This is a genomic window from Microbacterium sp. KR10-403, assembly GCF_040196215.1.
GTDB lineage: Bacteria > Actinomycetota > Actinomycetes > Actinomycetales > Microbacteriaceae > Microbacterium.
Genome location: NZ_JBEGDC010000004.1, coordinates 295,920 through 308,879, shown reverse-complemented (window position 1 = coordinate 308,879; position 12,960 = coordinate 295,920). Strand labels below are relative to the sequence as shown.

12 protein-coding genes are annotated in these 12,960 nt (G+C 70.6%); 10 read left to right on the top strand and 2 right to left on the bottom strand.

Annotation, left to right across the window (positions count from 1 at the left end):
• Positions 1–106: 106 nt before the first annotated feature.
• From ABMQ42_RS10720 to pcaC, 8 genes are all read left to right on the top strand, one after another.
• A complete protein-coding gene (locus tag ABMQ42_RS10720) occupies positions 107–1,984 on the top strand; it encodes an FAD-dependent monooxygenase (RefSeq protein WP_349722978.1) in 1,878 nt (625 codons plus the stop codon).
• Positions 1,981–2,433, top strand: a complete 453-nt coding sequence (locus ABMQ42_RS10715) for a MarR family winged helix-turn-helix transcriptional regulator (RefSeq protein WP_349722977.1) — start codon at positions 1,981–1,983, stop codon at positions 2,431–2,433. The genes ABMQ42_RS10720 and ABMQ42_RS10715 overlap by 4 nt, the downstream gene beginning before the upstream one ends.
• 274 nt (positions 2,434–2,707) lie before the next feature.
• Positions 2,708–3,466 (top strand): IclR family transcriptional regulator, encoded by a 759-nt coding sequence (locus tag ABMQ42_RS10710; RefSeq protein ID WP_349722976.1) that lies wholly within the window; start codon positions 2,708–2,710, stop codon positions 3,464–3,466.
• Between the two features lie 82 nt (positions 3,467–3,548).
• On the top strand, positions 3,549–4,370 hold the full coding sequence (gene pcaH, locus ABMQ42_RS10705) for a protocatechuate 3,4-dioxygenase subunit beta (protein ID WP_349722975.1): 822 nt from the start codon (positions 3,549–3,551) through the stop codon (positions 4,368–4,370).
• Complete coding sequence (pcaG, locus tag ABMQ42_RS10700; protein ID WP_349722974.1) at positions 4,370–4,924, top strand: protocatechuate 3,4-dioxygenase subunit alpha; 555 nt, start codon at positions 4,370–4,372, stop codon at positions 4,922–4,924. The genes pcaH and pcaG overlap by 1 nt, the downstream gene beginning before the upstream one ends.
• 75 nt (positions 4,925–4,999) lie before the next feature.
• Positions 5,000–6,325 carry a lyase family protein gene (locus ABMQ42_RS10695; RefSeq protein WP_349722973.1) on the top strand — a complete coding sequence of 442 codons (1,326 nt, stop codon included), beginning with the start codon at positions 5,000–5,002 and terminating at the stop codon, positions 6,323–6,325.
• Entirely contained in the window at positions 6,322–7,101 is a 780-nt protein-coding gene (locus tag ABMQ42_RS10690; RefSeq protein ID WP_349722972.1) for an alpha/beta fold hydrolase, read from the top strand. The genes ABMQ42_RS10695 and ABMQ42_RS10690 overlap by 4 nt, the downstream gene beginning before the upstream one ends.
• A gap of 34 nt (positions 7,102–7,135) precedes the next feature.
• Positions 7,136–7,522: a 4-carboxymuconolactone decarboxylase gene (pcaC, locus tag ABMQ42_RS10685; RefSeq protein ID WP_349722971.1), complete on the top strand. Its 387-nt coding sequence runs from the start codon at positions 7,136–7,138 to the stop codon at positions 7,520–7,522.
• A 227-nt stretch (positions 7,523–7,749) separates the two neighbouring features.
• On the opposite strand, the gene ABMQ42_RS10680 is transcribed toward pcaC, so the two are convergent.
• Both ABMQ42_RS10680 and ABMQ42_RS10675 read right to left on the bottom strand, forming a co-directional pair.
• Positions 7,750–8,976 (bottom strand): cobalamin-independent methionine synthase II family protein, encoded by a 1,227-nt coding sequence (locus ABMQ42_RS10680; RefSeq protein ID WP_349722970.1) that lies wholly within the window; start codon positions 8,974–8,976, stop codon positions 7,750–7,752.
• Positions 8,977–9,102: 126 nt separating this feature from the next.
• Entirely contained in the window at positions 9,103–9,834 is a 732-nt protein-coding gene (locus tag ABMQ42_RS10675) for a hypothetical protein (protein ID WP_349722969.1), read from the bottom strand.
• A 79-nt stretch (positions 9,835–9,913) separates the two neighbouring features.
• On the opposite strand from ABMQ42_RS10675, the gene ABMQ42_RS10670 reads away from it, so the two are divergent.
• Positions 9,914–11,488: a bifunctional shikimate kinase/3-dehydroquinate synthase gene (locus tag ABMQ42_RS10670; protein WP_349722968.1), complete on the top strand. Its 1,575-nt coding sequence runs from the start codon at positions 9,914–9,916 to the stop codon at positions 11,486–11,488.
• Positions 11,489–11,739: 251 nt separating this feature from the next.
• Entirely contained in the window at positions 11,740–12,879 is a 1,140-nt protein-coding gene (locus ABMQ42_RS10665) for an ABC transporter substrate-binding protein (protein ID WP_349722967.1), read from the top strand.
• Positions 12,880–12,960 lie beyond the last annotated feature (81 nt).

Sequence of the window (12,960 nt, the reverse complement as noted above, 5' to 3'; positions counted from 1 at the left end):
GCATGGGCCGACGGCATCCCGCACTGGAATCGTTGGGGTACTGACGATATAGTGGAGGCGCTCCACCGCAGGAGCGACGCATCGAGCCCGGATCGAAGGAGATCGCATGCAGTACTACCGTGACGGGTATCGGCCCGGCGACCCCGACCTCCAGCCCGCGGCGCCGCAGGCGGCATCCCGCACCGCCGAGTTCCCCGCCGAAGTCGATGTCCTCATCGTCGGCACCGGCCCCGCCGGCACTGTGCTGGCCGCACAGCTCGCGGCATTCCCCGACATCACGACCCGCATCGTCGAGCGCCGCGACGCGCCGCTCGCGCTCGGCCACGCCGACGGCGTCGCGTGCCGGACGGTCGAGATGTTCGAGGCGTTCGGCCTCGCCGACGCGCTGCTGCGCGAGGCGTACTGGGTCAACGAGGTGCACTTCTGGGGTCCGAGCGACGACGATCGCTCGCAGATCGTGCGCACCGGCTGGGTGCAGGACACCCCCGACGGGCTCAGCGAGTTTCCGCACGTGATCGTCAACCAGGCGCGCATGCAGCACTTCCTGCTGCAGCACGCGGCGCGCTCGGCGAGCCGCCTCGAGGCCGACTACGGCGTCTCGTTCGTGACGCTCACGGTCGGCGAGGGCGACGACCACCCGGTCGAGGTCGTGCTGCAGCGCGGCGGCGAGCAGTTCACCGTGCGTGCGAACTACGTCGTCGGATGCGACGGGGCGCGCAGCGCGGTCCGCACCGCCATCGGGCGGGAACTGGCGGGGGATGCCGCGAACCACGCCTGGGGGGTGATGGACGTGCTCGCGACCACCGACTTCCCCGACTGGCGCACCAAGAACGTCGTGCAGTCGGCCGGAAAGGGCAGCCTGCTGATGATCCCGCGCGAGGGCGGCAACATGGTGCGCTGCTACGTCGACCTGGGCGAGATCCCCGCCGGCGACAGCGCGATCCGTGCGACCACCGCCGAGCAGCTCACGGTGACGGCCAACGCGATCCTGTACCCGTACACGATCGACGTGAAGCAGGTCGCGTGGTCGAGTGTCTACGAGGTCGGGCAGCGCCTGACCGACCGGTTCGACGACGTCGATGATGAGGGCCGCACCCCGCGCGTGTTCATCGCGGGCGACGCGTGCCACACGCACTCGGCGAAAGCCGGTCAGGGCATGAACGTCTCCATGCAGGACGCGTTCAACCTCGGCTGGAAGCTCGCGGCCGTCCTGGAGGGCCGTTCGGCGCCCGCCCTGCTGCACACCTATTCGGGCGAGCGGCAGACGGTCGCGAAGGACCTCATCGACTTCGACCGGTTCTGGTCCGACTTCATCGCGCAGCCGACCGTCGACCCCGAGCACCCCGAGCGCGGCGGTGTCACGTCCGAGGCCATGCAGGCCGAGTTCGCGCGGCAGGGGCGGTACACCGCAGGGCTGGCGACGCGCTACGAGCCGTCGACGCTCACCGGAACGAGCGAGCACCAGGCCCTGGCATCCGGGTTCGAGATCGGCACCCGCTTCCACTCCGCGCCCGCCGTCCGCGTCGCGGACGCCTACCGCGGCGAACTCGGCCACGTGCACCGTGCCGACGGGCGCTGGCGCCTCTACGCGTTCGGCGACGAGGGCGGGCAGGGTCTGCGGGCGCTGGCGGAGTGGCTGACGGATGCCGCGGACGCGCCGACCGCACGGTTCACGCCGTCGGATGCCGACGTCGACAGCGTGATCGACGTGCGCGCGGTCTTCCGCGAAGACCACCACGACGTCGCGCTGGGCGGCCTGCCCGAGATCCTGCTGCCGCGCACGGGACCCCTGGGACTGCAGGACTGGGAGAAGGTCTGGGCCACCGGCGCGGCCACGGACGTCTTCGCGGCGCGCGGCATCGCGCCCGAGGGGGCGATCGTCATCGTGCGTCCCGACCAGTACATCGCACACGTGCTGCCGCTGGATGCCCGCGACGAACTCACCGCGTTCTTCGGCGGATTCCTGCTCGAGGCGGCGCGATGAGCGATCCGGTCGACGTGCTCGCCGCGCTCGACGTCGAGCCGCAGCGTCACCTCGGATACCTGATCCGCCGCGCGCAGCAGCGTCACGTCGCCACCTGGGCGCGGGTGGCCTCGACCGAGACGACGAGCGTGCAGTACGCGATCCTCGCCGTCCTCGACCGCCGCGGCGAGGCGAGTCAGCGCGAACTGTGCGACGAGGTCGACCTCGATCGTTCGACGGTCGCCGACCTGCTCGCGCGCATGGAGCGACGCGGTCTCGTCACCCGGCGCCGCGCCGCCGGCGACGCGCGGCGCAACGTCGTGACACTGACCGCGACGGGCCTGGGTGAGCGGCGCCGTCTGCGTCCGCTCGTCGAGCAGGTGCAGCGCGAGCTGGCAGAGGGCATGGATGCTGACGAGGTCGCGACCCTCGAGCGCGCGCTGCGCACGTTGCTGACCGGACGCGACTGACCCGCGGCATCCCGCCTCGCCGACCTCGCGAGGTCGCACGCTTTCTCGCGAGGTCGCGCGCTTTCTCGCGAGGTCGCGCGCTTTCTCGCGAGGTCGCGCGCTTTCTCGCGAGGTCGCGCGCTTTCTCGCGAGGTCGCGCGCTTTCTCGCGAGGTCGCGCGCTTTCTCGCGAGGTCGCGCGGAATCTCGCGAGAATCCACGCGACCTCGCGAGATTCCATGCGACCTCGGCGGAGACCACAGCCACGCGCTACCCTCGAGCCCTGGGGAGGACGGATGCCGGACGACGGAATGCTCGCGCGCGTCATGCGCGTGCTCTCGTGCTTCTCGGCCGATGAGCCGGCCGTCGGAGCCGGCGAGATCGCGGCGCGCAGCGGCATCCCGATCTCCACGGTGCACCGGCTGCTCGGTGATCTCATCGCCGAAGGGCTGCTGGCCCGTGCGCCCGGCCGCACCTACACGATCGGCTCGCGGCTCTGGGAGCTCGGCGAGCTCTCGCCGCTGTCGCTGCGCCTGCGCGAGACCGCGCTGCCGCACATGGCGCGGCTCTACGAGGCGACCGGCGAGAACGTGCACCTCGCCGTGCTCGACGGCGCGACGCCCGAGACCTCCGTCGCGCTGTACGTCGGCCGGGTCACCGGCACCGGGTCGATCCCGACGCTGAGTCGCATGGGCGGACGCCAGCCACTGCACACCACGGGTGTGGGCAAGGCGCTTCTGTCCACGCGCGATGAGAGCTGGCTCGAGCAGTACTTCCGGGTGCCGCTGCAGCGCGAGACCACCCAGTCGATCGTCGACGAGCAGCGCCTGCGCAGCGAGCTGCGACGCGCACAGCTGCGCGGATACGCCACCACGCGCGAGGAGATGACGCTCGGCAACGTGTCGGTCGCCGCCCCCCTCTCTCCCGTGCAGGGACTGCCGCCCATCGCGCTCGGCGTCGTCGTGCACCTCGGGCGCGCCGATGAGCGGCGGCTCGCGCCGCTGGTCGTGCAGGCGACGCGCGACCTGCATCACGACCTGCGTTCCTCTCAGTGAGTGAGATATACGACGGCCACGGGCCCGCGTTCCTGCGACCCTGGAGAGGTCCGTCACCACGTGGACGGTCGAAGGAGACACCATGACAGACACTCAGTCCACGGCGGCGGCGCCGGAGAGCCTGCTCGCGTCGGCCGATTTCCCGCCGCAGGCGCAGATCACCCGCGAGATCCAGGACATCCACGCCGAGTACGCGCGCCGCGAGGCCGCCGGTGAGAAGCTGCCCGCCACGATCTACGACTTCCCGCCGTACCGCTCGAGCCTGCTGCGCCACCCCACCAAGAACCCGCGCCTGGTCGACCCCGAGTCGATCGAGCTGTACTCCCCGGCATACGGGCAGCGGGATGTCGCGGCCATCGAGTCCGACCTGACGCTGCAGCACGCCGGCGAGCCGCTGGGCGAGCGAATCACCGTGCGCGGGCGCGTGCTCGACTCGTGGGGGCGCCCCGTCGCCAACCAGCTGATCGAGATCTGGCAGGCGAACTCGGCCGGCCGCTACATCCACCAGCGCGACCAGCATCCCGCCCCGCTCGACCCGAACTTCACCGGTGCCGGACGCGTCATCACCAATGACGCGGGCGAGTACCTGTTCACGTCGATCAAGCCGGGCGCCTACCCGTGGAAGAACCACCAGAACGCGTGGCGGCCCGCCCACATCCACTTCTCGGTGTTCGGCAGCGCGTTCACGCAGCGCATCGTGACGCAGATGTACTTCCCGGGCGATCCGCTGTTCGCGCTCGACCCGATCTACAACTCGATCCACCGGCAGTCCGACCGCGATCGCCTGGTCAGCACCTACGATCACGACCTCACGGTGCCCGAGTTCTCGATGGGCTACCGCTGGGACATCGTCATCGACGGCCCCGACGCCACGTGGCACGAACCCGAGGAGGGCGAGCACTGATGCCCGAGAAGATCCTGCAGCCCACCCCGGGCCAGACCGTCGGTCCGTTCTTCGCGTACGGCACCGTCTTCCCGAAGATGCACGAGGTCGTCCACCCGTACAGCCCCGGCGCGATCGTGCTGGGCGGCACGGTCTATGACGGCAACGGGGCGCCGATCCCCGACGCGATCGTCGAGATCTTCGGCGCCGACAGCGACGGCTCGGTGCCGCACGCCCGCGGAACCTTCCGCCGCGACGACCACACCTTCACCGGGTTCGGCCGGTCGTTCACGACCGACGACGGGCACTACGAGTTCTGGACCCGCAACCCCGGCGCCGAAGCCGGCAAGGCGCCGTTCTTGGCCGCCATCGTCTTCGCCCGCGGACTGCCCAACAAGCTGCACACGCGCATCTACCTGCCCGATGACGAGGAGGCGCTCGCCGCCGACCCGCTGCTGGCCTCGCTCGACGCCGACGAGCGCGCGTCGCTGGTCGCCACGCGCCAGGCGGACGGATCGCTGCAGCACGACATCCACCTGCAGGGCGAGGGCGAGACCGTCTTCCTGACGTTCTGAACAGGAGTTCGGGATGCCGCGGGCCGGTGGGTCTGCGGCATCCACCCGTTCGCTACGCTTCGCAGGGGAGGTGCCATGACCGCCATCGATGAGGGGCTGCTGAGCCCGGTGAGCGTCGGCCACGACGACCTCGTGAGCGACCGGTCCTTCCTGGATGCGCTCATCCGCGCCGAGGGCGCCCTGGTCAGCGCGTACGCGAGCATCGGGACCGCTCCGCGCGAGGCGCAGCGCGATGTGGACCACGCGCTCGGACTCGACGAGAAGGGCGCGCCCATCTCGTTCGACGTCGCCGAGATCGCGGCGGCCGCGGCCGGCGGCGGCAACCCGGTCATCCCGATGGTGCCGCGCCTCAAAGAGGCCGTGCCCGCCGATGCCCGCGTGTGGATCCACCGCGGCGCGACCAGTCAGGACATCTGGGACACCGCGATCATGGCGACGGCCCAGCGCGCCACCGCTCAGGTGCGCTCGTCGCTGGGCATCGCCGCGCACTGGCTGCGGCAGCTCGCCGCGACACACCGCGACGACCTCGCCGTCGCGCGCACACTGACCCAGCACGCCGTGCCCACGACGATCGGGCTGCGCGCCGCCACCTGGGCGCGCGGACTCGACCGCGCCGTCGCACGGCTCGAGGCCCTGACCTTTCCCGCCCAGCTCGGCGGGGCCGGCGGAACCCTGGCCTCGTTCGTGGAGATCACCGGATCGGTGGATGCCGCGCAGCGCCTCGTCGCCGCGTACAGCAGCGCCGCGGGCCTGGCCGCCCCCGATGCGCCCTGGCATGTCACCCGATGGCCGGTCACCGAGCTGGGTGACGCCCTGGTGCAGGCGGTGGATGCCGCGGGCAAGCTCGCGACCGACATCGCCACCCTGAGCCGCACCGAGATCGGCGAGGTCGCCGAGGGCACGGGCGGCGGTTCGTCGGCCATGCCGCAGAAGCAGAACCCCGCCGAAGCCGTGCTCATCCGCTCGGCCGCGCTGCGCGCGCCGCAGCTGGGCGCGACCCTGCACCTGGCGGCCGCGCTCGCCGGCGACGAGCGGCCCGACGGAGCCTGGCATGCCGAATGGCAGACGCTGCGCGAGCTGCTCCGGCTCGCACTGGGCGCCTCCCGGCACGCCTCGTCACTGGCCGCGCACCTGCGCGTCGACGTCGAGGCGTGCCGGCGCAACCTCGATCTCACCGGCGGCCTCGTGCTGTCGGAGCGCCTATCGCTCGTGCTCACCCCGCTCATCGGCAAGGAGCGCGTCAGTGCCCTGGTGCGGGATGCCGCGGCCGGCGGCGACCTCGTCGCCCTCGTGCGGGCGCTGCCCGAGGCATCCACCCTCGACGTCGATGCGCTACTCGATGCCTCCGGCTACACGGGGTTGGCCGGCCCCCTCGTCGACACCCTCCAGGAGAAGAGATGACCGTTCCCTCCCTCGCCGTCACCGAGCCCGTCGGCCCCGCCGGCGCACCGCTGCTGCTGCTCGGGCCGTCGCTGGGCACGTCGACGATCCTGTGGGACGACGTCGTGCCCGACCTGGCCGAGACCTGGCGGGTCGCCGCGTGGGACCTGCCCGGGCACGGCACGTCGCCTGCGGCGACCGCGGCGTTCACGGTCGCCGACCTCGCCGACGGCGTGGCCGACATCGCGGGTCGACTCGGATCCTCGCGCATCCTCTACGCGGGGGTGTCGCTGGGCGGAGCCGTCGGGCTGGAGCTGCTGCTGCGCCACCCGGACCTGGTGGGTGCGGCATCCATCATCTGCTCCGGAGCGAAGATCGCCGAGACCGCCGGCTGGCACGATCGCGCCGCGCACGTGCGCGCGCAGAGCACCTCGTCGCTGGTGGTGCCGTCGGCGCAGCGCTGGTTCGCGCCCGAATCGCTGTCGCGGCGTCCGGTCATCACCGGGCGGCTGCTGCACGCCCTGCAGGACGCCGACGACGAGAGCTACGCGCTGTGCTGCGAGGCGCTCGCCGCCTACGACGTGCGTGATCGGCTCCGTGAGATCACGGCGCCCGTGCTCGCCGTGTTCGGACGCTTCGATCAGGTGTGCCCCGAGGCGAGCGCGCTCGAGATCGCGCGCGGCGTGCAGAACGGCGAGGTGGCGGAGGTGCCGGATGCCGCGCATCTCGCCCCCGCGGAAGACCCCGAGGTGACCACGCGCCTGCTGCGCGACTTCTTCGCCACCGCCGGTCGCTGAGCGCGTGGAGACGACAGAACCGAAGGAGAACCCCATGACCGACCGCCTGTCAGACCAGGAGCGCTTCGACCAGGGCATGGTCGTGCGGCGCGAGGTGCTCTCCGACGCGCACGTGGATGCCGCGAACGCGAAGATCACCGACCTGACGGCCGACTTCCAGGACTTCATCACGCGCACGGCGTGGGGCGATGTGTGGTCGCGGCCGGGGCTCGACCGCCGGTCGCGGTCGGTCGCGGTGATCACCTCGCTGATCGCGCACGGACACCACGAGGAGCTGGCGATGCACCTGCGCGCAGGCCTGCGCAACGGCCTGACCGTCGATGAGATCAAAGAGGTCATCCTCCAGTCGGCGATCTACTCGGGCGTGCCGGCGGCCAACACGGCCTTCCGCATCGCGCAGCAGGTCTTCGCGGAGTCCTGACTCGCGCGCGAGTCGCCGAGGTCGCACGCTTTTTCGCGAGGTCGCACGACTTTTCGCGAGGTCGCACGACTTTTCGCGAGGTCGCACGTCTTCTCGCGAGGTCGCACGTCTTCTCGCGAGGTCGCACGTCTTCTCGCGAGGTCGCACGCTTTCTCGCGAGATCTGGTGCGACCTCGCGAGATCTGGTGCGACCTCGCGAGATCTGGTGCGACCTCGGCGCCGCGGGCTCAGACGCCGGCGCGGCGCGCGCCCTCGCCCAGGGCCTCGAGCTTCGCCCACGCGATGTCGGGGTGCACGCGGCCGCCGAGGCCGCAGTCCGTCGAGGCGATGACCCGCTCCGGCCCCACGATCGAGACGAACCGTCCGATGCGCTCGGCGACGAGGTCGGGGTGCTCGACGACGTTGGTGGCGTGGCTGACGACACCCGGGACCAGCACGAGGTCAGCCGGCACCGCGGCATCCCGCCACACCGACCACTCGTGCTCGTGGCGCACGTTGCCCGCCTCGAACGAGATCGATCCGACGTTCGCCTGCAGCACGACCGGCAGGATGTGCCGCAGCTCGATGTCGGTGGTGTGCGGCCCGTGCCACGAGCCCCAGCACAGGTGCAGCCGCACCTGCTCGCGGGGCAGCCCCTCGATCGCCCGGTTGAGCGCGTCGATGCGGATCTTCGTGAACGCCTGATAGTCCTCCACCGAGGGCTCGGGGTTGATCTGGTCCCAGTTCTCGGCCAGCGACGGGTCGTCGATCTGCAGCACGAGCCCGGCGTCGGTGATGGCCTTGTACTCCTCGCGCAGCGCGTCGGCCCAAGCGTCGATGTGCGCCTGCTCGGTGGCATAGTGCGTGTTCACGACACGCGCGGCGCTGCCCGGCGAGATCGCCGTGAGGAAGCCCTGCTCGCCCGGCTGCAGCGCGGCCTTCAGATGACGGATGTCGGCGGCCACGGCATCCTGCCCCCGATAGGAGATGGCACCCGTCGTGGTGGGGAATGCCGTCGCGATGTGCCCCTGCGGCACCGTCTCGGCGTCGTGGTACACGGCGGGGAACCGCTGCCGGTCGCGCCGGTCGACGAACGAGGTGAGGCGGATGCTGCCGGGCTCCGACCGCACGGCGCGCTGCCCGGCGAGGTCTTGCCCCGCCTCGGGCGCGGCGATGATCGGGTTGACGTCGGTGAGCGAGAGTCCCGTCACGCGCTGGAACGAGTACGACCACCACGCGCCGTAGTCGACGGCGCTCGACATCGCCTTGCCGAACTCGCCGTCGCCGACGAGCGTGATGCCCGCCGCGCGCTGCCGGGCGACGACATCGGCGACGGCGGCGGTCACGAGGTCGTCGAACGCGGGAGTAGTCTTCAGCGTGAACCCGTCGTCGGCGAGCTCGCGCGCGCCGTTCGCGTCGATGAGCGCCTGCGTGCGGGGAAGGCTCCCCGCGGTGGTGGTCGCGATCTGTGCCATGGTGCGCCTCTCGTCGTCGAAGAACGGTTCGCTCGCGAGCCTAATCGGCGGGTGGATGCCGCGGCCCGCGCATGTCGCCTCGTGACGGCGCGTGCGGCTCGGACGGCGATCGAGCCCTCGCCCGGGCTAATGACGACCGTGGGCCACGGGCACCGCAAGGAAGCCGATCGCCTGCTTGATGAGCAGGTCGTCGTCCAGGATGCGCTGACGGTCCACGGCGGGGAGGAAGGCCGACTCGGGCAGTCGTTCGTGCAGGGCGAGCGCCTGCGGGGCGTCCGGCTCGTCGATGATCAGCACCGGGGCGTGCAGCTGCGCGGGATCCAGACGCACGCCCGGGCTTGGAGCGAGCACGTCGACGTGCGCGTGGGAGCACAGGATGCCGATGCTCACCTCCGCATCCGTCATCTCCTGCGGTGTGATCCCCGTCGGCGTGAGCGAACCGGTCTCGTCGAGGTCGACTCCCGACGGATGCCACAGCACCACGCGGCGCACCCGTGCATCGTTGAGCGCGAGCAGGAGCGCGGGCGCCGCGCCCGTCCCTTCCGCCACCACGTCCACGGCCGGGGCCTGCACGTCGTCGACGGCGGCGGCCAGGGACTGCGCCAGGGCGAGATCGGGGTCGTGTCCCAGCGCGTGCGCCGAGTCGATCGTGCGGAGGTAATGCTCCTCGACGGTCGCCGACGAGCGGTGCGTGGACTGCAGCGCGGCCGTGAACCGCCGCCACACGTGCGCCGTCTCGATCAGGAAGCCCTGGTGCATGAGCACGAGGGGACCGGTGCCCGGCTCGGTGTGCAGGCGAGCGGCGCGCAGGGGAGCGAGCGCGGGCGACCATGGCCGGGGCGGGTCGATCAGCGGCATTGCTGCCCCCTATCATGGAGTCGATCACGGAGGGATCGGATCGGGAACGGTTCGGTCTCAGAGACGAAGATACGCCCTTATGGTTGTTCTGATCGGCTTCATGGGTGCCGGCAAATCCACGGTCGGCCGCATTGTCGCCGACCTGCTGGGGGTGCCCTTCGTCGACAGCGATGTGCTGATCGAACGCCGCGAGGGGCGATCCATTCGCGAGATGTTCGATCTCCACGGCGAGCCGTACTTCCGCCAGATCGAGCGCACCGTCGTGGCCGAGCTGCTCGAAGACCGCACCGCCGTCGTCGCGCTCGGGGGCGGGGCGGCGCTCGATCCCGAGATCGGTCGGATGCTGGCCTCGCACACCGTCGTCTACCTCGAGGTGCCGTACGACCAGGCCATGGAGCGGATCAACGGCGACGCGTTCCGGCCGCTCCTGCAGACCTCGGGGGTGCGGCAGGTCTATGAGCGCAGGCTCCCCGTCTACGAGTCCCTGGCGACCATCCGGATCGACACGGGCGGACGCCGGGCCGACGACATCGCGGTCGAGGTCGTCCGGGCGATGGTGCCGCCGCCCGTGCTGCCCGAGGTGTCCAGCCTGCTCGTCTCCACGGTCGGCGGCACGTACTTCGCACACTCGGGGCCGCGACTGATTCCCGAGACCGCTCGGCTGATACCCGGAATCGGGGATGCCGAGCACATCGTCCTCGTGACGGCCCGTGTCGACGAGACCATCGCCGAGACGGTCGCGGAGCAGCTCGGGCGTGACCGCGTCCTGATGCTCCCGGTCGACGACGGAGAGGCGGGCAAGACCTTCGAGGTCATCGCCGACATCGCCCAGCGGATGGCCGAGAGGGCGGTGCACCGCAGCGACATCGTCGTCGGGATCGGCGGCGAGGCCGTCTGCGAGATCGCCGGACTCGTGGCGTCGCTTTTCAACCGGGGGATGCCGCTGGCCCTGGTCCCGACGACGCTCGTCGCGCAGGCCGACTCGGCGCTCGGCGGCAAGAACGCCATCAGCCTGCCGCAGGGACGCAATCTCATCGGCACCATCCATCAGCCCGTCGCCGTCGTCGCGGACACCGATGTCGCCGCCCGCGCGGACCAGCGCGGGTACAGCGCCGGACTGGCGGAGATCGCGAAGCACGCCCTCCTGGACGGCGCCGCGGCCGTGGAACGGGTCATGGCGCTGGCGCCGCGCCTTCGTGAGCGCGAGCAGCAGGCCGTCGCCGAGGCGGTCGCGGCCAGTCAGGAGTTCAAGGCGGCGATCGTCGGCCGCGACGAGCGCGAGACGGGCGAGCGCACCTACCTGAACTACGGCCACACCTTCGGGCATGCGATCGAATGGCTGCTCGGACTCGATGCGAGCGTCGAGGGCACCCCCATCGCCGTCGGGATGATGGCGGCGGCGCACCTCGCCCGTGTGCAGGGGCGTCTCACGGATGCGGATGTCGACACGCACCGTCGTCTGCTGCACGCCCTCGGCCTGCCGATCGCCGCACGTATCGACGTCGATCGGCTGCAGAGCGCCTGGACACGAGACAAGAAGTACGACCACGGCGTGCGCCTCGTGCTGCTGGACGGCATCGGGGCCCCCGCCCGCGGCTGCACGGCCACGCGCGAGGAGCTCGCCGCGGCGCTCGACGCGCTCGCAGCCCACTGACGTCGACCTCGTTCCTGCCGTACGACCCCCGCTTCCCGGCGCGTACCGGCGTTAGTCGAACGTGAGCACACTGTGTTTACGAACCGGTGATCAATAGTTCTTGACGGATAATCAGGGCCGCTTTATGTTCGATGAGAGAACGCTCGTTCGTATAGCGGGCACTCCGGAACTGAGGCGGTGCGGGTCAGCAGCGTTGCCGCCTCCCCGACACGAAGAGGTGCAAGATGGTTCAACGTCGAATCAAGAGGACCGTGGTCCTGCTTGCCGGCGCCGCGGCAATGGGCATGCTGTTGGCCGGGTGCTCCGCACCCGGTGCGAACAAGGGTGCCAAGGCCAGCGACTCCAGCGGTCCGATCAAGATCGCCATCGTCGATGCGCAGAGCGGTCAGCTGAGCTCGCTGGGCGACTGGGAGGCCAAGGGCGCCAAGATGGCGTTCGACGAGCAGAACGCGGCGGGCGGCATCGACGGGAGGCAGATCTCCTATACGGTCTACGACGACCAGGGCGACCCGACGACCAGCACGAACCTGGCGAACAAACTGGCCAGCGACGGCAACATCGCGATGATCGGAACGGCCGAGAGCGCCGACTCCCTTGCGATGGCGCCCATCATGGCGCAGAACAAGATCCCGATGATCACGTCGGGGCAGTCGCCCCAGCTGGGCGAGCTGCACAACTCCTTCGTCTTCCTGAACAGCCCGTCCAGCACCGCGTACGACGTGACGCTGGCGAAGTACCTGGTCTCGGAGAAGGGATATAAGGACATCGCGATGATCACCAACAACGGCGCCTACGGTGCGGGCGAGCGCGACGCGTTCAAGGCCGCGCTGAAGGACCTCGGCGTCACGCCGCTCGCCGATCAGGTGGTCACCCCCGACCAGAAGGACTTCAGCTCGGCGTTGACGTCGATCCGCGGGAAGAGCCCCAAGGTGCTCTTCATCGGCGCGGAAGAGGTGGAGACCGGTCTGATCGTCAAGCAGGCCCGCCAGCTCGGGATGGATGCGGTCATCGCCGGAGGCGCGCCCGCAGGCACTCCCGTCTATGTCAAGACCGCCGGCGTGGACAACGCTGCGGGCACGATCGTGAGCACGCCGTACCTCGGCAACGACACGAACGACCAGACGAAGAAGTTCGCCGCCGCCTACAAGGCGAAGTACAACGAGACGGCCGAGCTGCACGGTGCGAAGGCATACGACGGCGCCAAGATCCTCATCCAGGCGCTGGAGAACTCCAAGGTCGCGACGGGGCAGGACCTCACTGATGCGATCCGTGCCGTCAAGTACGACGGACTCGTCGGCCACTTCGACTTCGACGCCAACGGCATCGGCGTCCACGAGACGCAGATCGGCGAGATCGACAAGGACGGCAACCTCGTCCCCGTGAACGGTTGATCCGTTCGGGTGGGGCGCAGCAGCGCCCCACCCACCCCCCAAACATCCGCTCTCCCGCGCCGAGCATCGTCGCTCGCAGGC